We start from the raw sequence: 26027 nt of genomic DNA on the forward strand, positions 1-26027 counted from the left end.
ATTAAAGATTATGATCAGGAAAATAAGCCAAATTTCGTTTGCAATTATTATCATTTTGATATTGGTAAGCTGTAAAAATACCAAACAAAAACTTCAGGAATATGTTGTTTCTTATAATGCTGACGCAAAAAGTTTTAAGAGTGAGAATGTGACCCTTACAACGGCAAGAGGATATATAAATGATAGTAAAATCGAATTGCGATTTGAAACTAACTTAGAGAAAAATGCAGCAAATGAATTGGCTGCTAATGCAGCGTTTCCTAAGTTATTGAAAGAAATGATTAGTAAAGATCAGATTCCGAAAGAATTGGTTGAAGAAGGAGTACAATTTGATGCTTATTTTTTGGCTAATGACAATACAGTTCTTGTGAAACAAATAATTAATAAGGAAGAACTGCCTGAAATATTAAAATAGAGTAAGTGTTATCGAAAAGGATTTCCGGACATAATCAATATTTCAAAATCTTCTTTAATTATTTTAAAGGGGTTTTTTTAGTTTTTGGAATGCTGCTAATCTTTATAATCTTTACTTTTTTTATGCTTTTCAATTGCTTGACTTTTGATAGTAATTCATTTGTAGTTAAATAATTACATTTTTTATTTTTTCTAATACATGTTGTTTTTGTGTTATAAGTTTGTTATGTTTGAGTTAAAAAATAACCTAAAAACCAAAAAATTATGAAAAAAATTACCCAAATCGCATTTGCTTTTGCATTTGTATTGTTGCTTGTAAGTTGTAAGAATACCAAGCAAAAAATACAGGAACATGTTAGTAACTACAATACTTCATCTTCTATAAAAGGTGGAAATGTTGTTAGTACTAGTGCAAAAGCATTTTTAAATGATAGTAAAATCGAAATTAGAATTGAAACCAATTTAGAAGGAACTGCTGCTAACAAACAAGCTTATCAGGATACTTTTCCGGGTTTACTAAAAGAAATGATTAAAAACGATCAGATCTCTCCGGAATTAATCGAAGAAGGAGTAAAGTTTGACGTGTACTTTTTATCATACAACAATATTATTCTTGCTCAGCAATTAGTAGATAAAGAAGAATTGGCTGTTCTGGAAGGAAAAGCCAGTACTGCGACCGGTAAGGAAACAGCAAAACTTTAATTTTAAATAAAACAAAAGCCAAAAATAACCAGAAAAAAAGCCTCTTTGTAAAAAAATTCAAAGAGGCTTTTTTTTATAGTTAATGCTTGGTAACATTTGTTAAAATATCAGGGAAATAGCGGTCTGATAGATGTCCGAATTCGTCTCCACGCATAAAAATGTTGGGATCGACATCAGCAAAATTTTTCTTACCGGCTGCAGCCAAAAGTTCATTGGCGGCATGCAAAGTATTTTTATGAAAATGATACACGCGATCTGATTTATCAGTCACTACAAGACCTTTCATGAGCATTTTGTTTTGTGTCGCAACTCCGGTTGGGCATTCATTATTATGACAACGTAACGCCTGGATACAACCTAACGAAAACATAAAGCCACGAGCGCTGTTACACATATCTGCGCCTAAAGCCACAGCATGCAAAATAGAATATCCCGAGATAATTTTTCCGCTGCCAATAATGCGTATTTTATCGCGAATATTCAAGCGAATTAAAGTTTTGTTTACAAAGATTAAAGCAGGCTCAAAAGGCATTCCAACACCATCGGCAAATTCAAGCGGAGCAGCTCCGGTTCCTCCTTCGGCACCATCAACAGTTATGAAATCAGGATAAATATCCTCAGTAATCATCTCATGGCAAATGGATTCAAATTCAGTTGTGTTTCCAATACATAATTTAAATCCAATGGGTTTTCCGTTTGATAATTCACGCAATTGTGCGATAAAATGAATAAGACCTTTACTGTCTGAAAAAGCATGATGTCCGGGAGGAGAAAGAATCATGGTATGTGGTTCAACGCCTCTTATTTTTGCAATCTGTTCTGTATTTTTAGCTGCCGGAAGTACGCCGCCATGACCTGGTTTAGCACCTTGCGAAAGTTTAATTTCGATCATTTTTACGTTAGGAAGATTGGCTTTTTCTGAGAATTTTTCAGCATCAAAATTTCCCTCTTCATTTCGACATCCAAAATATCCTGTTCCAATTTGCCAGGTAATATCGCCGCCGCCGGCAAGATGAAATTCGGTTAAACCACCTTCTCCCGTATTTTGATAGAAATTTCCTTTTTTAGCACCAATATTTATGGCACGAACGGCATTTTCGCTTAGCGAACCAAAACTCATCGCCGAAACATTAAATAAAGAAGCCAGATACGGTTGTTTACAATCTTTGCCACCAACTAATATACGAGGTAATTCTTCGTTTACTTTTGCCGGAAAAATAGAATGTTTTATTCCTTCGTAACTATCGTGATTTAGGTTTAGTTGTGTTCCGAATGGTGTACTTGAATCAATATTTTTAGCTCTTTGGTACACTAAAGAACGCTGATTTCTGGAGAAAGGTTTTCCGTCTGTAGATCTTTCAATGAAATATTGTTGGATCTCTGGTGCAATCATTTCAAACAAATATCTAAAATAGCCCAGAACAGGGAAGTTTCTTAAAATGGCATGTTTTGTTTGAATGGCATTATAAATACCAATAACTAAAAGGATTGGTAAAAGAATGACAAGTAAAAAACCGCGGTTTGTGTAATAATAAGTTGCTGCAACAATTAGAAACAATAAAAATCCGTAGATAAAGAATTTTTTTCTCATGTTTTTTTAAGTTTAATATAAAGTATTTTGTAATTAATTGAATCGTAACCGAACATAAACATGTTTAATGCCTTTTTTGTCAGATTCTCTTTCGTCGATTTCAAGAATATCGGTTAACGATTTTAACATTGGTGTAAGCTTAGAAAAACCATAATTTCTTGGGTCAAATTCTGGTTTCTTTTTCACGATGAGATTTCCCACATCGCCTAAAAATGCCCAGCCATCGTCATCTTCAATGTCTTCAATCGTAGCTTCAATAAGCTCTATAGTTTGTTTGTCAATTTTATGTAATGCTTTTTCGGCAGGTTTTTCTACCGGTTTTTTAGCATCTGCGGCTGTAGTTACTTTTGGTTTTTTCTTTTGGATTGCGCCATCCAAAACTTCAATATAAATAAACCTGTCGCAGGCAACTATAAAGGAATTTGGCGTTTTCTTTTCTCCAATACCTATAACTTTCATACCGGATTCTCGCAATCGAATGGCAAGACGTGTAAAATCGCTGTCACTTGAAACAATGCAAAATCCATCCAGCTTACCGGAATAAAGCAAATCCATTGCATCGATAATTAAGGCAGAATCTGATGAGTTTTTCCCCACAGTATAACTGTATTGTTGTATAGGAGTAATTGCATGTTCCAGTAAAACGCCTTTCCAACCATTAGAATTCGGTTTAGTCCAGTCTGCATAAATACGCTTTGTGGTTGGGGTTCCAAACTTCGTTATTTCTTCCATCATACCTTTTACGTTGCTGTACGGAACGTTGTCGGCATCAATTAGAACGGCTAGTTTTAAATCTTTTGAGTTGCTTAAAGCCATTATTTAGGTGTTAGTTTTTTTTGATTCATTTTTTTAAAACGCATTTAAAATTAGTAAAAAATAAAACAATTACAGTCTTTTTAATCGAATTTATAACAGGTATAAATTGGTAAACGGAAATAAAAACATTTTATTTTGGTAAGAAAATAACTTCAAATAAGAATATTTTAAATTAAAACGTAATTAAATTAAAACTTTGAATTCGAATCATTTTTAAAATATTATGATACCATAGAATAAATATTTATTTTTGCACCCTGTATAAATTAAAATTATTACTTCAAAATATATTTATGGTAAAAGATTTATTCGAAAGAATTCAGAACAACAAAGGGCCATTAGGAAAATGGGCTTCACAAGCTGAGGGTTATTTTGTATTCCCAAAATTAGAAGGTGAACTTGGTCCAAGAATGCAATTTGGTGGAAAAGATATTTTAAATTGGAGTTTGAATGACTATTTAGGTCTTGCAAATCATCCGGAGGTTCGTCAAGCTGATATTGATGCTGCAACTCAATTTGGAGCAGCTTATCCAATGGGAGCCCGTATGATGTCCGGACATACTAAATACCACGAACAATTAGAAAATGAATTGGCTGAATTTGTAATGAAACCAGCCGCTTATTTATTGAATTTTGGTTATCAGGGAATGGTTTCTACCATTGATGCATTAGTTACTAAAAATGATATTATTGTTTATGATGTAGATTCTCATGCTTGTATTATTGATGGTGTTCGTCTGCACATGGGTAAACGTTTTACCTATAAACACAATGATCTTGAAAGTATGGAAAAAAACCTGCAACGTGCTACTAAAATGGCTACAGAAACAGGTGGTGGAATTTTATTTATTACCGAAGGTGTTTTTGGAATGCGAGGACAACAAGGTAAATTAAAAGAAATTGTTGCTTTAAAAGAGAAATATAATTTCCGTTTATTAGTAGATGATGCACATGGTTTTGGGACACTTGGTAAAACAGGAGCCGGAGCAGGTGAGGAGCAAGGAGTTCAGGATGGTATTGATGTTTATTTCTCAACTTTTGCAAAATCAATGGCAAATATTGGAGCTTTTATTGCTGCAGATAAAGATATCATTGATTATTTAAAGTATAATTTACGTTCTCAGATGTTTGCAAAAGCATTGCCAATGATTCAAACAATTGGTTCTTTGAAACGTTTAGAATTATTGCGTAATCATCCGGAATTAAAAGATAAGCTTTGGGAAAATGTTAATGCGTTGCAAAACGGATTACGTTCAAGAAACTTCAATATTGGTGACACAAATACTTGTGTAACACCGGTTTACTTAGAAGGAAGCGTTCCGGAAGCGATGGTTATGGTAAATGATTTAAGAGAAAACTACGGTATTTTCTTGTCTATCGTAATTTATCCTGTTATCCCAAAAGGAATTATTTTGTTGAGAATGATTCCAACAACTTCACATACTTTATCTGATATCGATGAAACGTTGGTGGCATTTGAAGCTATTCGTGAGAAATTAGAAAACGGTACATATAAAGAAATTGCAAGCAGAACTAAAGTAGATTTAGACGCTTAATTTCTTGAAAATAAATTCTCATATGGGAATTATATAAAAAAATCCATTCGTTATGCGAATGGATTTTTTTTATTTAGAGTAAATTTATATCTCTAAACCACAGTAAAAAAATAGCATTATGAAAAAATTATTAGCACTAACAGTAATTTTAGTTGTTTTAGTTTCGTGCAAAAAGGCAGAGCCTGCACCCGCGCCTGAAATTACGCCAGATCCTCCAAAAGAAGCTGAGGTTGCAGAACCGGCAGGAGATCAGTGTTTTGCATCAAGACTAAACGGTAATATCGTGGCACTAAGTTTTAATGTAAACTCACATCAGGAAGTAAACGGAAAATTAAGTTACAATTTAACCGGAAAAGATAAAAACGAAGGTACTTTAGTAGGAAATATGAAAGGTGATACGCTAATTGCTGATTATACTTTTATATCTGAAGGAGTTTCTTCTGTGAGAGAAGTGGTTTTTTTGCAAAAAGACGGAACTCTTATTGAAGGATATGGAGATGTAGTGGATGCAAATAATAAAGTAACTTTTAAAGATAAAAAGAAATTAAAATTTGATGCAAAAAATACTTTGACAAAAGTTGATTGTCCTCAATAATAACGTAATATAAATAGTGAAATAGTCACAGTTTTCAGTCTCAGTATTCAGTCTCAGTTTGCAGCTTTCAGTCTCAGAGAATAGCAAGCTGCAAACTGAGACTGAAAACTGTAAACTCTCCTAAAGGTATTTCAAATACGTTTTTCTTTGACAATGAACTTTTGGATCAAAGTTTTTCCATAATAAATGAATCGCAGTATTCTCTGCTAATTCCGGAGTTCGGATACAAGTTTGAATTCCTTTTTCAGAGAAAGTTCTAAAATATTCATCGAAGATAATTGCTGTAACGCCTTTATTTTGATAATCCGGATGAACTCCGATAAGGTAAAAAACCACATCTTTACTCTTTTTACGGGCTCTCAATAAATGAATAAATCCAAATGGGAATAATTTTCCTTTCGCTTTTTGCAAAGCCTCAGAAAAACTGGGCATTACAATACTAAAAGCGACTAAATTATCATCTTTATCTACCACAAATTTGATGTATTCCGGATTGATAAAACTGATGTATTTCTTTTTAAAATATTCTTTCTGAACATCTGTAATTGCTACAAACGAAGCAAGGCTTGCATACGAATCATTAAACAAATCAAACATTTTGTCGACATGCGGCATAATGTCTTTTGTCTTGGTGAAAGTTAAAGAACGTAAATTATATCTTTTCTTGATTAGCTCCTGCGCTTTTAGGAAAAACTCAGGTTTAACATTAGAGAACGGAAAAATACTTTCGATATATTCCTTTTCTACCTGAAAACCCAGTTGTTCAAAATGAGTTACATAATAAGGATTGTTGTACCAGGTAATCATGGTTCCCATTTGGTCGTAACCTTCTGTAAGAACTCCAACTTTATCCAGATTTGAGAATCCCATAGGACCTTCAACGTGCTCCAGATTATTTTGTCTGCCTAATTCGTAAACTTTTTCTAGTAACGCTTTGGTAACTTCAATATCATCAATAACATCAAACCAACCAAAACGAACTTTTCTTTTATGCTGATTATTGACTTCAGACCAGTTTATAATAGCCGTAATTCTACCAACAATTTCATCATTTTTGTAAGCTACATAAAAGTAAGCTTCGGCATTATCAAAAGCCGGATTCTTTGTTTTGTCAAACGATTCCAGTTCATCTGCAATAATTGGCGGAACCCAATATGGATTGTCTTTGTATAGTGAAAATGGAAATTTTATATACTCGGTTAATTCTTTTTTGGTTTTGGCTTCTTTTATTGTAATCATTAAATTGGTATTATAAAATATCTCTTCAAATATCGTTTCAGAGAAGTTTAGTTATTAAATTCTTATTCGTATTTAGATTTACGTTTTCTTTCTTTTTCCTGATAATCGACTTCTTTCTTTTGCAGGTCGTTATCCTTATTCTTTTTAGCTTTTTCGTTGCTTTTAAATTCTACTTCTTTCTCTTTGTAACGCCCATCATAACGCCATGAAACCCCAAATCCGCCGTATAATATAGAAGGCGTGTTTTTAAAGTTGGTACTTATTGATGCATCAACCTGAAGGTTTGGATTAATTAAATAAGCTGCTCCGCCACGAACAATGGCATCACTATAAAAATCACTTTTATAGCCTTGATTTTCAACAAAACCAGACCATTTGTCATTGAATCCGTGTGTCAAAGTTAATACATAACCATAACTTGGATAATCTGTTCCAATGTAATCAGCAATAATATTAGTTACAAAAACCCATTTTCCGCCTCCAAAAAGGTTTTGAGTAATCAATGCTACTTTTGGAGAAATTGCAGATTGAGGAGAAAAATAATAAGGATTATCTGCACCAACAAAATTAGCTCCTGCAAATATTGAAACTGCCGGAATTAAAGAATGCCAGTCAAAACTGCGATTAGCTTTGTAGCTGTAAATGTTGTCTGTTCTTTTGTAATTTTTATAAGGGTCGTAAATCAAATATTTAGCTCCCAAAACAGTTTGCCTGAAGTTATTTTTTTTATAAGATGTAAAAGGGGTATCAAAATTTTCCATTTGATACTGAAGATCAAGAATAAATTCCAGTTTTTCAAGAAATGCGCCATAACGCAGCGTTAAATCAGTACCAAAACCATTGGAGTTATAGCCAAGTAAATCATGTTTTTCTTTAATTCCGTAAATACCCAATTCTGCTTGAAATACGGTTTTTCCAACGGCGTATGCAGACATTGTTTCGCCTGGACGATTGGAGTTGATGATATCAGTATATTGTGCGAAAAAAACTTGCGGTACAAAAAAAAGAGCTGTAAGAAATAAGTTTTTAGTTTTTAACATAGATGTATTTTTTGATTAAAAAGTAATAACGCATTTCAAATGTACTATATTTTATTATTTATTTAAGATTGATATTTTAATTTTAAACAATGGATTTATTAATTTTGGAAAAAATTATACGATTATGCAAGAAGCATCTTTTACAGGTTTAATAAAAGCCATATGCTATATGGTGGCATTTTATTATATTTTTAAGTTTTTAGCTAGAATCTTTTTACCGGTATTGGTAAAAAAGGCGGTTGAAAAAGCAGGAGAGAATTTTCAGAGACAACAACAATATAGTCAGGATAATACGTGGCAAAAAACACGGACAAACAATGATGAAATAATCATTAATACTGCCAATGCAAAAAATCCTCGCGAAACCAAAAAGGTGGGTGATTATGTTGATTACGAAGAAATAGATTAAGTTTGTGTCCTAAAAATAGAGGATTCATCATTTAACCAAACCTGCCACAATTGAAAATAGTAAATAAGTTCTATCCGCATGCCCTTGTTATATTGGGGTTTATTCTCGTTTCTTTAATTTATTTTTATCCTGTTTTACAAGGAAAGCAAATTTTCCAATCGGATATTGCTCAATATACCGGAATGGCAAAAGAGCAAAATGACTTTAGAGCCGCAGAACATTCTGAACCTTATTGGACAAATTCAGCATTTGGCGGAATGCCAACCTATCAATTAGGCGCAAATTATCCTAATGATTTTGTGGGGCATATAGACGATATTTTACGTTTTTTACCACGTCCTGCAGATTATCTGTTTTTATATTTCTTAGGTTTTTATGGTTTATTATTAGTTTTAAAAACAGATCCTTTAAAAGCATTTATAGGAGCAATAGCTTTTGGTTTCTCTACTTATTTAATCATTATACTTGGAGTTGGTCATAATGCAAAAGCGCATGCAATTGCGTATATGCCATTGGTCATCGCCGGATTTATAATGGTTTTTCAAAAAAAATATATTTGGGGAGGTTTACTCACCATGTTTGCGGTTGCACTTGAAGTGAATGCAAATCACTTTCAAATGACCTATTATTTATTGATTTTCTTATTGATACTTTCAGGATATTTTGCCTTTCAATTTATCAGAGAAAAAGAATACAAGCCACTTTTGACTGCTATTGGAACTTTGGCTGTAGCCGGAATTTTTGCTATTGGCGCCAATGCGGGCAATTTAATGGCTACAAGTGAATATGCTAAATTTAGTACCCGTAGTAATAGTGAACTGACTTTTAATCCTGATGGGTCTAAAAAGACGAACGAAAACGCCTTAAGCAGGGAATATATTACAGAATACAGTTATGGAATTGCAGAAAGCTTTAACTTAATTGCACCAAGACTTTTTGGAGGTTCAAACCATGAAAACGTTGGTACAGACAGCCGAATGTATTCGTTTATGACAGAACAAGGTGTTCCGTCAGAGCAAGCTCTGGATTTTGTATCAGGAATGCCAACATATTGGGGAGATCAGCCTATTGTTGCTGCTCCGGCGTATATTGGAGTAGTGGTTTTCTTTTTGGGAGTATTAGCATTATTTATTGACGATCGAAAAATAAAATATGTATTTCTTTCCGGAGCATTAGTTTCTTTAGTGCTTTCATGGGGGAAAAATTTCTCTCTTTTAACAGACTTTTTTATCGATTACATTCCAATGTATGATAAGTTTAGAGCAGTTTCATCGATTCAGGTAATTCTTGAATTGTGTTTTCCTGTTCTGGCTATTATGGGTTTACAATCCTTTTTTAAAGCTAAAGAAGAACCTAAATTACAACAGAAAGCATTAGTACAAACAGGTGCTTTTGGATTAGGAGTGATTCTGATTTTGGTATTTGCAAAAGGTATGTTCCATTTTACAGGAAGCAGCGATAGTTATTTCATGCAAACTTACGGACCTGCTTTTGTGGATGCTTTAAAAGAAGACAGAATGAGCCTTTATTCCGCAGATTTATTGCGTTCAGGCTTTTTTATCGTAGTTACTTTTGGAATTTTATGGTTGTTTATCAAAAATAAACTGGCTCAAAATACCACTTTGATTATTGTAGGTCTTTTAATGATTTTTGATTTGTTTTTTGTGGATAAAAAATATGTTTCTGCTAAAGATTTTGTAAGTCCGGTAGAAATTGCAGCTCCATTTCAGGAAACACCTTCAGATATTCAGATTTTAAAAGACAAATCAAATTATAGAGTTTTTGAAGTAAACGGAAATCTTTCAAGTGCACGTGCTTCTTATTTCCATCATTCGATAGGAGGATATCATGCTGCAAAACCTAGAAGAATGCAACAGTTATTTGATTATCAAATTGCAAAAAATAATATTGAAGTGCTTAATATGTTGAATGTTAAGTATATTATTCAGACAGATAAAGAAGGAAAAGAATTTCCTGTTGTAAATCCTGATGCAAACGGAAATGCCTGGTTTGTAAATACCGTAAAATTGGTAAATAAACCAGATGATGTCATGAAAGCTTTAGATCATCTTGATACGAAACAAGTAGCAGTTTTTAACGTTCATGACCATGAAGGCAAATTTAGAAATGCCCGAATGAAAAAGGATTGGGACACAACCGGAACGATTAAAGTAATGGAATATAAACCAAACTACATTAAATATCAATCAGATAATGGAAAAGACGGTTTAGCGGTTTTCTCTGAAATGTACTATAAAAATGGATGGAATGCTTATGTTGATGGTAAATTGACAGATCATTTTCCGGTTGACTACGTATTAAGAGCAATGGAAGTTCCTGCAGGAAAACATACAATCGAATTTAAATTTGAACCTGAGGTAATAAAAACCGGAGGAACAATTACTTTAGTAAGCTTTATTGGAATGATTTTACTTTTGATTGCCGGAGTTTATTTCGAAAGAAAGAAAGCTGCAAGCAATCAATAATCAGTTTTTAGTCTCAGTTTAATTATGCTTCTGAAAGTTCTAAAAGTAATTCTATTTGTCATTTTTGATTTATTAGTATTTATTTTTTGTGGACTTTATATGATGGGCTATGATGATTTTTATGATAAAAGTCAGGGAGAATATTTTAGCCTTTCCAGCATGCAAACAGAATATAAAGTGGTTTGGATTTTCTATAATTTTTGGATTGTTTTAAATTGCTTGTTTTTATTGTATATTTTATTTGTAATTTTTAAGAAAAAAAATCTAAAATGAATATTGATAAGGCGATTGAAGTGAATTTAAAGAATAGCGAACAAAGAAGAATAGCTGAAATAAAATCACTTTCTTACCTTGAAAGATTAGAAAGATTAATGATAATTATTGAAGTTTCTTATACATTACGTATTGTTAATAGCATTCCATTTAAAAACAATAAAAGTTCAAAATAACTTCTAAATTTGCACTTTAAAAATAAACCCAATATTTTCTTGGAACAAAAAAAACTCTTAATCATTACGTATTATTTTCCACCGGCTGGCGGACCAGGTGTTCAGCGTTGGTTGAAATTTGTAAAGTATTTGCCTGAATTTAATATTCAGCCAATTGTTTATGTTCCGGAGAATCCAACTTACCCAATAATTGACGAAGGCTTGGTTAGTGAAATTTCTGATCAGGTAATTATTCTTAAAAATAAAATTTGGGAACCGTATCAATTGGCTTCTGTTTTTTCAAAAAATAAAACCAAGAAGATTAGTTCGGGAATTTTTCCACATAAAAAGAAACAGACTTTTTTAGATAAGACTTTTCTTTGGGTTCGCGGAAATCTTTTTATTCCGGATGCTCGTGTTTTTTGGGTAAAACCTTCTGTTTCGTATCTTGAAAAATACATCAAAGAAAATAATATAGATACAATTGTAACTTCGGGTCCACCGCATAGTTTGCATTTAATAGGTTTAGAATTAAAAGAAAAATTAAACATAAAATGGTTCGCAGATTTCCGTGATCCATGGACTACAATAGGTTATCATAAATCGTTGCGTTTATCAGCTTACGCCGATAAAAAACACAAACAATTAGAACATAAAGTTCTTAATACTGCCGATACTATTATTGTAACCAGTAAAACTACAAAAACCGAATTTCAGGCGATTACCAATAAACCAATTTCGGTAATTACGAATGGTTATGATATCGAAAATGTCGAAAAACAGACTTTAGATACCAAATTTACTTTGGCACATATCGGATCTTTTTTATCGGAAAGAAATCCTAAGTTTTTATGGGAATGTCTGGTTGAGTTACTACAGGAAATACCGGAATTTAAATCTCATTTAGAAATTAAATTAATTGGTGCAGTTAGTCAGGAAGTTCTGGATGCTATTGCAGCGTTTAATTTGAACGATTATTTGAATCTTCTTGGGTATGTTTCGCATCACGAAGCAATTGCTCATCAAAAAAAATCACAGGTTTTACTTTTAATAGAGATAAATTCAGAAGATACTAAAAGCATTATTCCGGGTAAATTATTCGAATATATGGTTTCAAATCGCCCAATAATTGCGATTGGACCTCAAGGTTCTGATTTTGCCGATATCATTACAGAAACTAATACAGGAGTATTTTTTGATTATTCTGAAAAAGCGAAGTTAAAAAGTGTAATTTTGGACTTTTATAATCAGTATTTGGAAGGAAAATTACAATCTTATGGAGTTGGTTTACAACAATATTCAAGAAAAAACCTCACCAAACAACTAGCACAATTGATTAACAAGTAAAAGTTAACATCAATCCCGATAGCTATCGGGACTAAAATCAGAACTCTACAATCTAAAATCAAAACATGGGTATTGTTTTAAATCAGTCTTTCAAAAATACAATTATTACTTATATAGGTTTCGGTATTGGAGCCATTAATACACTTTATTTATACCCAATTTATTTAGGTGCAACTTATTATGCATTAACAAATTACATTTTGTCTGCGGCAAATGTTATCATGCCTTTGTTTGCGATTGGTATGCAAAATACGCTGGTTAAATTTTATTCACAATACAAAACCGAAGAAGAAAGAGAGCAGTTTTTATCATTTACGGCATTATTTCCCATATTAATGTGTATTCCACTGGGTATAATCGGAATCTTTTTTTTCGACGATATTACAGCATTTGTTACAAAGAAAAACCCTGTAGTAAAAGAGTTTATGTTTCTAATTCCCTTTATTGGGATTTGTATGGCATATTTCGAAATATTTTATGCTTGGGCAAGAGTACACATGCATTCTGTTTTTGGAAATTTCATTAAAGAAGTGGGTCTGAGATTGTTTTCGACTTTTGCTTTGGTAGGTTTGTATTTTCATTGGATGACACTTATTCAGTTTGTCTATGTAACTGCGGGAATTTATTTCATAGCATTTATAGTGACTATGTTTTATGCCTTCTATATTAAAAAACCTAAATTTCAAGTTAATATTCCTCAGAATGTAAAAGATGTAATGGAATATACATTTTTCATTATTTTGTCAGGAAGTGTTGCCAATTTACTTTTAGATGGAGATAAACTGATGCTGAATCAGTACATGAAAATTGAGAATATTGCTTATTATTCAGTGGCGACCTATATTGCTTTGGTAATTTCAGTTCCAAGTCGTGCGATGCATCAAATTGTATATCCAATTACGGCTAAATTGATGCACGATAACAAACATGATGAACTGAATATTTTATACAAAAAAACCTCAATAAATCTTCAAATAGTTGGTGGTTTTGTAATGTTGTGCATTTTTGTCAATATCAATCAATTGTATGAATTGGTTCCAAAAGAATACAGCGGTGGAATCTCGGTTGTCTTTATGATTGGATTATCTAAATACTTCGATTTGATTTTAGGAAATAATAATGCCATTATTTTCAATACAAAATACTACCGAATGGTGCTGTATTTAGGATTGCTTTTGGTGTTTTTGACTGTGATCTTAAATATGATTTTTATTCCAATTTTTGGAATTAAAGGTTCAGCATTTGCCACACTATTGTCGATTACTCTATACAGTTTGGCAAAGTTGCTTTTTGTTGTAAAAAAACTGCATTTGTACCCTTTTACAAAAGAAACCATTTATTCAATACTGCTGACATTTGCATTGTTTTTGCTGTTTTATTTCTGGGAATTTCCTTTTTATCAATTGATTAGTATTACTTTAAAATCAATATTAGTAACGATCTTATATTTATATCTGAATTACAAGTTCAATATTTCTCCGGATATTAATAAAGTTATTGATACTATTTTAAAGAAAGCGGGAATCAAAATTTAATAAGATTTTGTGGAGAAAATAAGAAGTTATTTACATTAGAAGCTATTTTGTTTTTATATTTGTTAGAAAGGATAACCAATTTATAGCTAACACAATATGAAAAAGAAATTTCTTTGTTTTTTAGCCTTCTTTATTATTTTGCTATCTTCATTTACTTTTGCTCAAAAAGATAGCTTAAAAACTTCAAAAGCAGTTACTGTTGCTTTAAAACCAAAAGGATATCCGGTATCTCCATTTAAAGACACGCTTTTTTATGTTTATAATAAAGTGGGTTCTTTTTCTGCCGAAAGCAGAGCGAATGCAATTACGGAAAAAATTAGAAAACTTTATGAAGATTCTTTTTTCGAGAAAGATTCTATTGCTGTAGTTCCCTCAGATATTTCTCAGGATATCATGTATAAAAATGATTTTGTTATCATGTCAGTTTTGGATATTGATGCAAAAGCCGAAAATCAAACTGCAGCATACATTGCCAAAAGAAATTTGAATTTGATAAAAAGAGCTGTCATTTATCAAAATGAGAATTATTCGATGCTCCCAAAAAGACTTGGTTACACGGCATTATTGATTTTGATTATTGGATTGATTCTATACTTTGTTGGAAAAATATTTAATAGAATAAAATTATATATTCTAAAGAATAGTGATAGATATTTTAAAGGGTTTACTTATAATAATATCAATATTCTTTCGCCACAGAAACAACAATTTTTATTAATGAGATTGTATGGTTTTATAAAGATTCTTACACTTATTTTAATTGTTTATCTTTCGTTGCCGGTACTATTTAGCATTTTTCCTGCTACAGAAGCTTATACAACAACATTGTTGAGATGGATTCTTTCTCCTGCGAAACTTGCCGTGATGGGTTTCGTTCATTTCCTGCCAAGTCTGGTAACCATTCTTGTTATCGTGATTATTTTTAAATACACGATAAGAATAATTCGTTTCTTTTTTGATGAAATTAAAAAAGAAAACATCAAAATAGATGGTTTTTATAATGATTGGGCAATGCCTACATTTAATATAATTCGTCTTTTAATGTTGGCTTTTATGGTGGTAATCATTTTTCCGTATTTACCGGGATCAGATTCACCAATTTTTAAAGGAGTTTCGGTATTTGTTGGGGTTTTATTCTCATTAGGTTCCTCAAATGCAATTGCCAATATGGTTGCAGGGTTAGTGATTACTTATATGCGTCCGTTTAAGATTGGTGATTTTATTAAAATTGGCGATGTAAGTGGAGAAGTTATAGAGAAAACAGCGTTGGTAACAAGAATTAGAACGCCAAAATTTGAAGATATTACAATTCCAAATGCGACAGTTTTGTCAAGTACTTCTACAAATTATTCCTCCAATACAAAACATGCTAATAATGGTTTGTTAATTCATACTACGGTAACCATTGGGTATGATGTACCTTGGAAGGACATTCATAAAGCTTTGATTGATGCCGCATTAAAAACAGAAATGACTGAACAAACTCCTGCACCTTTTGTTTTGCAAACGAGTTTAGATGATTTTTATGTTTCTTATCAAATTAACGTTTATACCAAAGAACCCACTAAACAGCCTCGAATTTATTCCTCATTGCATCAGAATATTCAGGACTCCTTTAATGCTGCCGGAATTGAAATTATGTCGCCACATTATAATGCCTTACGTGACGGAAACACAACAACAATTCCTGAGAATTATTTGAAAAAAGAGTATGAGCCACCCACTTTTAATATCAAAAATAAAAGTTAAGGCATTGATACTTAGTTGATTTTTTTTAACATTTAACAGTGGTTTATTTTGTAGTTTAAATTATTAAAATTAAATTTATGTTTCAAAAATGAATATTGCTTTTTAGGTTATTGAGTTTAACATGTTTTAAAATCATTAAAAGTAGATATTACAGTTTTTTAGATTGAATAATTTTACAGAATTGTAGAATGAAAAATAGTTGAAAGAAGATGTGGTAGAATTTGGATTAATTTTAGATCAATAATTATGAAGAACAATCAGCTCAGTCAGGAACAAAGCAGACAAGTATTTTCAAACATGATATCGAATAGAGTTCATAATGGGTTTATTTTGGAAGAGAGAAATGACAAATTTCTTTTTGCTGTCCTTTCAAAAGGGGGAAAAGTTGTCAATCACAGTTTAAATTTTATGATTTTTTGTTTAACCTTAGGATTATGGTCATTTGCATGGTTATATCTTACTTTTGAAGCTTCAAAACAAAAAAAAATATTAGTAGCTATTGATGAAGATGGTTTTCCATTTGAAGAAAAATGCTTAGTCGCTTAGTAATTTAAATCACAAATTAAAAATTAAAATTACAAATTGAAAAATTCCAAATTCCAATAGCGGATTACCGTATTGGAATTTGGAATTTTTATTTATAGAACAAGACGCACTGCTATGCGTCTCTACGATAAAACCTTTTATTATGATATTTTGTTTTTTCGTTCCTGCAAGGTTTTCAAAACCTTGTAGGTATATTTTTTACACATAATTGTTGCGATTGTAATACCTACAAGGTTGAAAAAAACCTTGCAGGATATCTCAACTGTAAAATTAAGCTTAGTTTTTTGCATTTGATACCTGAAACCGGAAACCTAAAACCTTGTCCCTTTGCTACTTAGTACCTCAGAGCCTATTTCTTATAATTTATCTTTCAAATAAACTCCCGTAACAGATTTTTTTTCTTTTACAACATCTTCCGGAGTCCCAACGGCTAATAAATGTCCGCCATTTTCTCCACCTTCTGGACCTAAATCTATAATCCAGTCGGCACATTTTATCAGATCAAGATTGTGTTCAATTACAATTATCGAATGTCCTTTGTCTATTAAAGCATCAAATGAAGCCAATAATTTTTTGATATCGTGAAAATGCAAACCGGTTGTAGGTTCATCAAAAACAAATAATGCTTTGTCTTTTGTTGCACCTTTTACTAAAAACGAAGCCAGTTTAATACGCTGTGCTTCACCACCGGAAAGAGTAGAAGAAGATTGTCCTAATTGCACATATCCTAATCCTACATCCTGGAGAGGTTGTAATTTTTGAGTAATTTTGGTTTGTTTATTTTTTTCGAAAAAGGCAATTGCATCATCAATTGTCATTGTCAAAATATCGTTGATGTTTTTGTCGTCGAAATTAATCTCCAGAATTTCTTTTTTAAATCGTTTTCCTCCGCAGGTTTCGCATGGAAGAGAAACGTCAGCCATGAAGACCATTTCGACATTAATAGAACCTTCTCCTTTACAGGTTTCACAACGGCCGCCATCAACGTTAAAAGAAAAATGTTTAGCCTGATAACCTCTTATTTTAGATAGTTTTTCTTTGGCATACAAATCACGAATATCATCGTAGGCTTTGATATACGTTACCGGATTTGATCTTGAACTTCTGCCAATTGGGTTTTGATCAACATACTCGATATGTTTTATTTGCGCAAAAGAACCTTTTATTTCACTAAACTGCCCTGCTTTTTCAGCAGCATTTTCCAGTTTCTTCTGCATTGCGGGAAATAAGATTTTCTTGATCAACGTACTTTTTCCACTTCCTGAAACACCTGTAATGACAGTTAAAACGTCAAGAGGAAAAGTAACATTAATATTCTTTAAGTTATTTTCTCTAGCGCCAACAATATCAATATGATTTTTGAATTTTCTTCTTTTTTTAGGAACAGAAATTTCTAAATCTCCATTTAAGTATTTAGCTGTAAGTGAATCAGATTTTAATATTTCTTCATACGTTCCCTGAGCTACTAAATGACCCCCAAAAGTTCCGGCTTCAGGACCAATATCAATAATCATATCAGCCGCTTTCATGATGTCTTCGTCGTGTTCTACCACAATAACTGTATTTCCTAAATCACGAAGCGAAATCAAAACCTTAATCAAACGCTCAGAATCTTTGGGATGCAAACCAATACTTGGTTCATCAAGAATATACATAGAACCAACCAAACTGCTTCCTAACGAAGTGGCAAGGTTAATACGCTGCGATTCTCCTCCTGAAAGTGTTGCCGAATTTCTGTTTAAAGTCAGATAATCCAAACCAACTTCTGTCAGGAATGATAGACGATTGTTGATTTCAACCATCAAACGTTTTGCGATTTGCTGTTCGTAAACATTCAGATCGATATTTTTGAAAAAAGTAACCAAATGTTTAATTGGCAAATCAACTAAATCAGAAACGGTTTTGCCGTTAATTTTTACGTATGAAGCTTCTTCGCGTAAGCGTTTTCCGCGACAAGCGTGACATTTAGTTTTTCCGCGGTAACGAGATAACATTACGCGGTTTTGAATCTTATAATTTTTTTCTTCAAGTTCTTTAAAGAAACCATTTAAACCTTGAAAATAACTATTTCCTTTCCAGATTAAATCCTTTTGTTCATCTGAAAGTTCAAAATATGGTTTGTGTATTGGGAAATCAAACTTATAAGCATGTTTCACCAATTCGTCTTTGTACCAACTCATGCTTTCGCCTCGCCAAGGATAAATAGCGCTTTCAAAAACAGATAAAGATGTATTTGGAACCACTAGATCAGCATCAATACCAATAATGTTTCCATAACCTTCGCAAACCGGACAGGCGCCATAAGGATTATTAAAGCTGAATAAATGAACATTTGGCTCTAAAAACGTAATTCCGTCAAGCTCAAAATTATTCGAATAAGTAAATCTTTTATCGGAGCCTAATTCTTGTAAATAACAGATTCCTTTTCCTTCAAAAAAAGCAGTTTGAACGGCATCGGCAAGACGATTGTAAAATTCTTCTTCGTCTTTCACAACAATTCTGTCAATAACTAATAAAATGTCTTTATTGTCTAATTTATGAAGTTCCGTTGGTGTAAATTCATCTAAACGAACCATTTCGTTATCTACTAAAACACGGGCAAAACCTTGCTGAAGCAGTACTTTTAATTTGTCTTCTAATTGTCTGCCTTCTTCAAGATGAATAGGAGAAAGCAACAGCCATTTACTGTCTAATTCCAGATTTTTCACGTCAGAAACAACATCGGTAACGGTATTTTTTTTAACCTCAAGTCCTGAAATTGGCGAATACGTACGTCCAATTCTGGCGAACAAAAGCTTTATATAATCGTAGATTTCAGTCGAAGTTCCTACGGTCGAACGTGCATTGGTTGTGTTTACCTTTTGCTCAATCGCAATCGCGGGCGCAATACCTTTAATGTATTCCACTTTTGGTTTGTCTAAACGACCCAAAAACTGACGCGCATAAGAAGATAAACTTTCTACGTAACGACGCTGTCCTTCGGCGTATAAAGTGTCAAAAGCTAAACTTGATTTCCCTGATCCTGACAGTCCTGTGATAACAACAAGTTTGTTTCGGGGAATTACCACATCTACATTTTTTAAATTATGTACTTGTGCTCCTTTAATTATAATATTATGTTTTGGGTCGAGTGTAGAAAGATCGATTTGCATAAAAAAAGTCAATTTTTACAAAAGTAATCAATTTTGATTTGAGTTTTGTTAATCAGATTGTTCCAAATTTTAACTAATTGCATTGGTGTTAGTTTTCAGTTTTCAATCTCAGTTTTCAGTCTCGGTTTTCAGTCTCGGTTGCCACGATTTTTTTTCGCCAACTTAATTTGTGAAAATTTGTGAATCCCGATAGCTATCGGGAGTGGCAAAAAAAACATTTACAATATTAATCCTTTTAATCCGTGGCAAAAAAAACACTATTTTAGAACTGTTTTTATATTCCATTAATACAATATACCAATTTGAAAACTAAACTGTTTATACTACTTTTTTTGATGAATTTCTTACTGTTTTCACAGGAGTTTCCGCCAATTGTCAAATATTCATCTTCTGTTTATGGTGCAGGAAATCAAAGTTGGATGATTTCGCAGGACGATCAGAATTATTTATATTTTGCCAATAACGACGGTCTTTTGGAATATAACGGAACAACCTGGCAATTGTATCCTGCTCCAAATGAAACTATTATTCGATCTGTAAAAGTGATTGAAAATAAGGTTTATACAGGTTGTTACATGAATTTTGGCTATTGGACAAGACAAACTAATGGCAAACTAAAATATACTTCGCTTAGCGATACGATCAAGAATAAAATACTTGATGATGAACAATTTTGGAATATTCTGAAGTACGATCAATGGATTTTGTTTCAATCCCTGAACCGAATTTATATTTATGATACTAAAACCGGAAAATTCAAAATCATTGCGCCCAAGAATGGTGTTGTAAAATCATTTGCGCCTAAAAATGCTATTTATTTCCAAACAATAAAAGAAGGACTTTTTGAAATTGAAAGCGGAAAAGCAAAGCTAGTTTCAGATAATCCTATTCTTAAAAAATTTACGATTGTCAATGTTTTTACACTGGACGATGGTTTGTTGATTCAAACGCAATTGGATGGAATTTATAAATTGACGGGAAATACTTTGACTCGTTTTTCTACCGATGTTGATTCAGAATTAAAATCGAGTTTTGTTTATAGCAGCCAACATCTTCAGGATGGGAGTTTTGCTTTGGGAACGGTCTCTAACGGGATTTTTATTTTATCGGATACCGGAAAACTCAAATATCATATTTCGCAAAGCAAAGGTTTAAGCAATAACACGGCTCTATCACTTTTTGAAGATAAAGATCAGAATTTATGGGCAGGACTTGATAACGGAATTAATTGTATCAATATTCAATCTCCGGTGCACAGTTTTACGGATGATACGGGAGTTTTAGGAACTGTTTATGCATCGGCGACTTTTAATGGTTTGTTGTATGTAGGAACCAATCAGGGATTGTTTTGCAAGAATATCCAAAGCAATTCAGAGTTTAAATTTATCAACGGAACAAAAGGTCAGGTTTGGTCGCTTTTTGTATATGATAATACGCTTTTTTGTGGTCATGATTCCGGTACTTTTATTATTAGCAATGATTCCGCAAGAAGTATATTTTCGGGATCGGGAACATGGAAGTTTGAACCTGTTCCAAATTCTAAAAATCAATTACTTCAGGGGAATTATTACGGAATTTCGGTTTTGGAAAAAGTAAACAATCAATGGGTTTTCAAAAATAAAGTTCAGGGTTTTGATTATTCGTCCCGATATTTTGAAGTTTCAAATAATCTGGATGTTTATGTAAGTCATGAATACAAAGGAATTTTTAGGCTTAAACTGGATAAAACGCTCTTAAAAACAAATGGTTTTTATACGTATAAATCTCCTGAAAAGGGGAAAAATGCAAGTTTGACTAAGTTCAACAATCAAATTTATTATGCTTACAAAGGCGGAATTTTCAAATTAAATCCTGCTACGAAACTCTTTGAAAAAGACAATTTACTGAGTTCTATTTTTGAAAAAGACGAATATACTTCTGGGAAATTAATTGTCGATAATTCGAATAAAATCTGGTTGTTTTCTAAAAACTACATTCATTATTTCTCCGCCAGTAAACTCAGCAATCAATTAAAACAAAACGTAATCCCGATTCCGTCTTCATTGACTAATTCTATGCTGGGTTTTGAGAATATTACTCAAATTTCAAAATCAACCTATTTAATAGGGACTACTGATGGCTATTATACGTTGAATATTGATGATTTAAGTTTTAAAAATTATACGGTTTTCATTACTGATATTGCAATTAATAAACAAAACGAAACTTTAAAGAATGTTGCAATTCAAAGCGAAGGGAATTTCCGCTCAAGCGAAAACAATATCACTTTGAATTATACGGTTCCGGAATACAATAAATACATCAATTCAGAATATCAGTATTTATTAGAAGGTTTTCAGAACGAGTGGAGCGAATGGAGTACAAAAGCAACTGTGAATTTCAAAAATCTTTCACCTGGAAAATATACATTTAAAGTAAGAGCCAAATATGCCAATATAATTTTAGAAAATACAGCCACCTATACATTTGTGGTTTTAAAACCGTGGTATTTGACCAATCTGGCTTGGTTTATTTATTTTCTTTTAATGATTGTTCTGGCTTATTTTGTGAACAAAGCCTACACTAATTATTATAGAAAGCAAGAAGCAAAATTAATTGAGGAGAATAATCTTTTACTGGAGATTAAAGAACTGGAAAACGAACAGCAATTAATGAAACTCAGAAACGAGCAATTGTCGCAGGATGTTGATAATAAGAATCGCGAATTGGCAGTTTCGACAATGAGTTTGAATAGTAAAAACGAATTGCTTGCTTTTATCAAAGACGATCTGAAAAAGACAACGCAAAATGACAGCAATAATATTAAATCTGTTATTAGTACCATAAATAAAAACATAACAGAAGAAGATTCCTGGAATGTCTTTAAAGAAGCGTTTGATAATGCCGATAAAGATTTCCTGAAAAGAATCAAACAACTGCATCCGTTATTGACTCCAAACGATTTGCGTCTTTGTGCGTACCTGCGATTAAATCTTTCTTCAAAAGAAATTGCTCCTTTATTTAATATTTCGGTTCGAAGTGTTGAAATTAAAAGATATCGTTTGCGTAAAAAAATGGATTTACAGCACGAAATTGGTTTGGTCGAATATATTCTTGCTGTATAGGAACTCAAAAAACGGTGATAAAAAACTATACATTACCTCAACATTTGATATTTATAGTGTTTTTGTTAAGGTAATGTTAAGGAAATTTTGATTCTGAAATTATATATAAATCAAGATGTTTTTTGAGATATATTGAATTTTACTGTTATTTTTTTATGATGTATGTTTTTTGTTGTGGTTAATTTTAACGTATTATTAAGAGGATACGATAATTTTAGCTTTCAATAAAAACTAACTAATTATGAAATCTAAATTATTACTAACCGTACTATTACTGTTTACATCGTTTGCGTTTTCGCAGTCTTTTGATGTAAATGGAACAGTACTAGATGGCTCAGGTTTATCATTGCCTGGCGTGAATGTAAAGGTTAAAAGTTCGTCACAAAGTACAACCACAGACTTTGACGGATCTTTTAAATTATTAGGAGTTCCAAAAGGAACGACAATTATCTTCAGTTATATCGGTTTTAAAACACAAGAAGTTGTGGTTTCTGCACCAAAAATTACAGTAAAAATGAGTGATGATGCCAGATCACTTGAAGAAGTTGTCGTGATTGGATATGGAACTCAAAAGAAAAGAGAAGTAACAGGAGCTGTTTCTGTAATTGACAGTAAAACGCTTGACATCCTAAAACCAATTAAGGTTGAACAAGCGTTGCAGGGAACTGTTTCCGGAGTAAATGTTACCACACAATCCGGAGCACCGGGAGCAAAGCTGGATATCCGCATTCGTGGTATTGCAACCAATGGTGAGAATGGACCTCAGGCTATTATTGATGGATATGTAGGAGATTTAAGCTTGCTTAATCCAAATGATATAGAGACAATTACAGTATTAAAAGATGCTCAGGCTGCTATCTACGGAACAATTGCAGCAAACGGAATCATCTTAATTACCACTAAAATGGGTAAAAAGAACTCCAAAACAAAAGTCTCTTTTAATAGTTATACAGGATTTCAGGAAGCTTCAAGAAAATTACCAATGCTTAATGCGACTGAATATGCTTTATTATTAAATGAAAGTTATGCTAATGGCGGAAAAGCGCTTCCTTATCCAAATGCAAGTGGCTTAGGAACTGGCACGGATTGGCAAAAACAGGTTCTTGGTAAAAGTGTTCCTATATTAAATAGTGATATAACAATCTCCGGAGGTTCTGATAAAATTACCTATTCTATTAGTGGTTCACATCTGGATCAGGAAGGAATTGTGGGCTCAGCTAAATCAGGATTTTTAAGAAACACTGCAAGATTAGCTTTAGGAGCTGATTTGAGTGATAAATTCAAAGTAAAAACGAACGTAATCTACACGTATTTTGATAGAAAAACCATTAACGAAAACGGATTAGGTTCTGTATTGTTTAATGCGCTTAACGTTCCTGCAACTTTTGCTCCTTATGATGCAAATGGCAATTATACTTTAGTACCAAGTACAACAGGATTAGGAACAGAAATTATAAATCCGCTGGCACAAATTGCTAATACCTATAATGATTACAATTATAAAAAACTGAATGGAAATTTTGGTTTGGATTATAAAATTTTCAAAGGATTTACGCTTTCGAGTTCAATAGGATTTAATACTTCAAACAGTGAAGGAAAAACATTTGGAAAAAAAATAAGTTATGGCGGAAAAGTCTTTGATGTACAAAGAAGTTCTGTAACACAAACTGCAACAAACGATAATGATTACTCCTTTGATCTTTACGGAACGTATGTTACAAAAATTGGGGAGAACCATAATATCACGGCAACGCTAGGAAATACCATTTACAAACAATGGGGAAATTCTGCAAGTGGAACCGGTTTTGATGTTCCTAATAATTCATGGGATTATGCAGATCTTTCTTTAACAAAAGGATTGGCAACAGCGGTGAATACCGGAGGTTATGTTTATGACCAAAGAAGACTTTCTTATTTTGGAAGAGCACAATATGATTATAAAGGAAAATATTTGCTGTCTGCAATGATCAGACGTGACGCATCAACAAAATTTGGTCCGGATAATAAAGTGGGATATTTTCCATCCTTTACAGGAGGTTGGGTAATTTCTGACGAAGGTTTCTTTGGTGAATCAAAAACATTTAATTTCCTGAAATTAAGAGCCAGTTATGGTACATTAGGAAATGATCAAATCCCGAATAACGGTTTCTTAAGTCTTTTAAACGGAGAAGCTACTTATGTGTTTGATGGTAAGTTAGTAAGCGGAGTAGCAACGGGACAAATACCTAATCCTAACTTAAAATGGGAAGAAGCTAAAAAGTTTGATGTTGGTTTAGACCTTAGAGTATTAAACGATAAAGTTTCTATTGTAGCAGATTATTTTATTGATACCAGAAAAGATTTATTGATACCGGATATTCCAGTTTCAGGAATTACAGGAGTTGGTGCTCCGGGAGCAACCCCTCCAACTTTGAATGCAGGTACAGTTAGAAATTCAGGACTTGAATTTGCGATAGATTACAAAGAGAAATTTTCAAATGATTTGAGCTTGAGTATCGGTTATAATGTAACTTTTATTAAGAATGAAGTTTTGGAAGTAAATAATGGAACCGGAATTATCGAGCAAGGTAGTTTTGGAGTAGGACAACCAGCGGCATCACGCATGCAAGCCGGACAACCAATAGGATATTTCTATGGTTATAAAACAGATGGATTATTTCAAAATCAGGCCGAAGTGGATGCACATCCGTCACAATTAGCGTTGGGAGCAAATGCTTCACCGGGAGATATTCGTTATGTGGATGTAAATGGTGATGGCGTAATTGACGCTAAGGATAAAACCAATATTGGAGACCCTATTCCTAATGCTACAATGGGTTTCAATATACAGTTAAATTATAAAAGCATTGATTTTGCACTTTATAGCTTTGCTTCAATTGGTAACGATATGGTGCGTAACTACGAGCGTGTACTTTCTGATGCTAATCGATTGGATTATGTTTTGGACAGATGGACAGGTCCGGGTACAAGTAATTCAGTGCCAAGAGTAACTACGGGAGCAACAGCAAACAATGTACTTTCAGATTATTATGTTGAAGATGCTTCTTATTTCAGAATTCAAAATATACAAATCGGATATACAATTGATCCAAAAGTAACTCAAAAAGCAGGAATTACTAAGCTAAGACTTTATACAGGAGTAAATAATCTATACACTTTTACGAAATATAAAGGTTTTGATCCGGGAGCTTCCTTTGGACCAACAAATAAAGACGGAGTTTCTCAATCACCAATTGGTGCCGGAATTGATTATGGATTTTACCCCGTTCCAAGAACCTATTTATTGGGTTTAAACATTAATTTTTAATTTCAATAAAA

The 26027-nt window shown here is 32.6% G+C and carries 18 protein-coding genes; 13 read left to right on the forward strand and 5 right to left on the reverse strand.

Annotated elements, in window-relative coordinates:
• Positions 1–10: 10 nt before the first annotated feature.
• Both EAH81_RS04570 and EAH81_RS04575 read left to right on the forward strand, forming a co-directional pair.
• Positions 11–415, forward strand: coding sequence for a hypothetical protein (locus tag EAH81_RS04570; RefSeq protein ID WP_140504251.1), 405 nt, complete (start codon positions 11–13; stop codon positions 413–415).
• A gap of 263 nt (positions 416–678) precedes the next feature.
• Entirely contained in the window at positions 679–1116 is a 438-nt protein-coding gene (locus tag EAH81_RS04575) for a hypothetical protein (RefSeq protein WP_140504253.1), read from the forward strand.
• 79 nt (positions 1117–1195) lie between these two features.
• On the opposite strand, the gene EAH81_RS04580 is transcribed toward EAH81_RS04575, so the two are convergent.
• A complete protein-coding gene (locus EAH81_RS04580) occupies positions 1196–2707 on the reverse strand; it encodes an FMN-binding glutamate synthase family protein (RefSeq protein ID WP_140504255.1) in 1512 nt (503 codons plus the stop codon).
• Positions 2708–2740: 33 nt separating this feature from the next.
• Positions 2741–3523: an NYN domain-containing protein gene (locus EAH81_RS04585; protein ID WP_140504257.1), complete on the reverse strand. Its 783-nt coding sequence runs from the start codon at positions 3521–3523 to the stop codon at positions 2741–2743.
• Between the two features lie 293 nt (positions 3524–3816).
• On the opposite strand from EAH81_RS04585, the gene EAH81_RS04590 reads away from it, so the two are divergent.
• Positions 3817–5079: an aminotransferase class I/II-fold pyridoxal phosphate-dependent enzyme gene (locus EAH81_RS04590; RefSeq protein ID WP_140504259.1), complete on the forward strand. Its 1263-nt coding sequence runs from the start codon at positions 3817–3819 to the stop codon at positions 5077–5079.
• A gap of 118 nt (positions 5080–5197) precedes the next feature.
• Positions 5198–5674, forward strand: a complete 477-nt coding sequence (locus EAH81_RS04595; protein ID WP_140504261.1) for a hypothetical protein — start codon at positions 5198–5200, stop codon at positions 5672–5674.
• Between the two features lie 120 nt (positions 5675–5794).
• Here the strand turns inward: EAH81_RS04595 and EAH81_RS04600 are convergent, their stop codons facing one another.
• Positions 5795–6913 (reverse strand): GNAT family N-acetyltransferase, encoded by a 1119-nt coding sequence (locus EAH81_RS04600; protein ID WP_140504263.1) that lies wholly within the window; start codon positions 6911–6913, stop codon positions 5795–5797.
• Between the two features lie 62 nt (positions 6914–6975).
• Positions 6976–7953, reverse strand: a complete 978-nt coding sequence (locus EAH81_RS04605) for a transporter (RefSeq protein ID WP_140504265.1) — start codon at positions 7951–7953, stop codon at positions 6976–6978.
• 124 nt (positions 7954–8077) lie between these two features.
• On the opposite strand from EAH81_RS04605, the gene EAH81_RS04610 reads away from it, so the two are divergent.
• From EAH81_RS04610 to EAH81_RS04640, 7 genes are all read left to right on the forward strand, one after another.
• Entirely contained in the window at positions 8078–8362 is a 285-nt protein-coding gene (locus EAH81_RS04610) for a DUF4834 family protein (RefSeq protein ID WP_089352697.1), read from the forward strand.
• Positions 8363–8412: 50 nt separating this feature from the next.
• Positions 8413–10848, forward strand: a complete 2436-nt coding sequence (locus EAH81_RS04615) for a YfhO family protein (RefSeq protein WP_140504267.1) — start codon at positions 8413–8415, stop codon at positions 10846–10848.
• Between the two features lie 269 nt (positions 10849–11117).
• On the forward strand, positions 11118–11297 hold the full coding sequence (locus EAH81_RS04620; protein WP_140504269.1) for a hypothetical protein: 180 nt from the start codon (positions 11118–11120) through the stop codon (positions 11295–11297).
• 39 nt (positions 11298–11336) lie between these two features.
• Positions 11337–12623 carry a glycosyltransferase family 4 protein gene (locus EAH81_RS04625; RefSeq protein WP_140504272.1) on the forward strand — a complete coding sequence of 429 codons (1287 nt, stop codon included), beginning with the start codon at positions 11337–11339 and terminating at the stop codon, positions 12621–12623.
• Positions 12624–12688: 65 nt separating this feature from the next.
• The gene (locus tag EAH81_RS04630; RefSeq protein WP_140504274.1) at positions 12689–14158 is read left to right on the forward strand and encodes a lipopolysaccharide biosynthesis protein; all 1470 of its coding nucleotides are present in this window, start codon (positions 12689–12691) and stop codon (positions 14156–14158) included.
• 96 nt (positions 14159–14254) lie between these two features.
• Positions 14255–15907, forward strand: coding sequence for a mechanosensitive ion channel family protein (locus EAH81_RS04635; protein ID WP_140504276.1), 1653 nt, complete (start codon positions 14255–14257; stop codon positions 15905–15907).
• A gap of 246 nt (positions 15908–16153) precedes the next feature.
• Positions 16154–16453, forward strand: coding sequence for a hypothetical protein (locus tag EAH81_RS04640; protein ID WP_140504278.1), 300 nt, complete (start codon positions 16154–16156; stop codon positions 16451–16453).
• Positions 16454–16809: 356 nt separating this feature from the next.
• Here EAH81_RS04640 and uvrA read toward each other — a convergent pair whose 3' ends face one another.
• On the reverse strand, positions 16810–19605 hold the full coding sequence (gene uvrA / locus EAH81_RS04645; RefSeq protein ID WP_140504280.1) for an excinuclease ABC subunit UvrA: 2796 nt from the start codon (positions 19603–19605) through the stop codon (positions 16810–16812).
• A 335-nt stretch (positions 19606–19940) separates the two neighbouring features.
• Here uvrA and EAH81_RS04650 point away from each other — a divergent pair, with 335 nt between their 5' ends.
• Positions 19941–22709 (forward strand): triple tyrosine motif-containing protein, encoded by a 2769-nt coding sequence (locus tag EAH81_RS04650; protein ID WP_140504282.1) that lies wholly within the window; start codon positions 19941–19943, stop codon positions 22707–22709.
• 241 nt (positions 22710–22950) lie between these two features.
• Entirely contained in the window at positions 22951–26016 is a 3066-nt protein-coding gene (locus EAH81_RS04655; protein ID WP_140504284.1) for a SusC/RagA family TonB-linked outer membrane protein, read from the forward strand.
• The last annotated feature ends 11 nt before the right edge of the window (positions 26017–26027 follow it).

The sequence above is a fragment of the Flavobacterium pectinovorum genome, assembly GCF_006438875.1.
Lineage (GTDB): Bacteria > Bacteroidota > Bacteroidia > Flavobacteriales > Flavobacteriaceae > Flavobacterium > Flavobacterium pectinovorum_A.

Coding starts and splice junctions, on each gene's coding strand:
- EAH81_RS04640 (WP_140504278.1), top strand. CDS start 16,154: ATGAAGAACAATCAGCTCAGTCAGGAACAAAGCAGACAAGTATTTTCA.
- EAH81_RS04605 (WP_140504265.1), bottom strand. CDS start 7,953: ATGTTAAAAACTAAAAACTTATTTCTTACAGCTCTTTTTTTTGTACCG.
- EAH81_RS04575 (WP_140504253.1), top strand. CDS start 679: ATGAAAAAAATTACCCAAATCGCATTTGCTTTTGCATTTGTATTGTTG.
- EAH81_RS04620 (WP_140504269.1), top strand. CDS start 11,118: ATGAATATTGATAAGGCGATTGAAGTGAATTTAAAGAATAGCGAACAA.
- EAH81_RS04580 (WP_140504255.1), bottom strand. CDS start 2,707: ATGAGAAAAAAATTCTTTATCTACGGATTTTTATTGTTTCTAATTGTT.
- EAH81_RS04610 (WP_089352697.1), top strand. CDS start 8,078: ATGCAAGAAGCATCTTTTACAGGTTTAATAAAAGCCATATGCTATATG.
- EAH81_RS04650 (WP_140504282.1), top strand. CDS start 19,941: ATGAATTTCTTACTGTTTTCACAGGAGTTTCCGCCAATTGTCAAATAT.
- EAH81_RS04635 (WP_140504276.1), top strand. CDS start 14,255: ATGAAAAAGAAATTTCTTTGTTTTTTAGCCTTCTTTATTATTTTGCTA.
- EAH81_RS04655 (WP_140504284.1), top strand. CDS start 22,951: ATGAAATCTAAATTATTACTAACCGTACTATTACTGTTTACATCGTTT.
- EAH81_RS04630 (WP_140504274.1), top strand. CDS start 12,689: ATGGGTATTGTTTTAAATCAGTCTTTCAAAAATACAATTATTACTTAT.
- EAH81_RS04570 (WP_140504251.1), top strand. CDS start 11: ATGATCAGGAAAATAAGCCAAATTTCGTTTGCAATTATTATCATTTTG.
- uvrA (WP_140504280.1), bottom strand. CDS start 19,605: ATGCAAATCGATCTTTCTACACTCGACCCAAAACATAATATTATAATT.
- EAH81_RS04590 (WP_140504259.1), top strand. CDS start 3,817: ATGGTAAAAGATTTATTCGAAAGAATTCAGAACAACAAAGGGCCATTA.
- EAH81_RS04585 (WP_140504257.1), bottom strand. CDS start 3,523: ATGGCTTTAAGCAACTCAAAAGATTTAAAACTAGCCGTTCTAATTGAT.
- EAH81_RS04600 (WP_140504263.1), bottom strand. CDS start 6,913: ATGATTACAATAAAAGAAGCCAAAACCAAAAAAGAATTAACCGAGTAT.
- EAH81_RS04595 (WP_140504261.1), top strand. CDS start 5,198: ATGAAAAAATTATTAGCACTAACAGTAATTTTAGTTGTTTTAGTTTCG.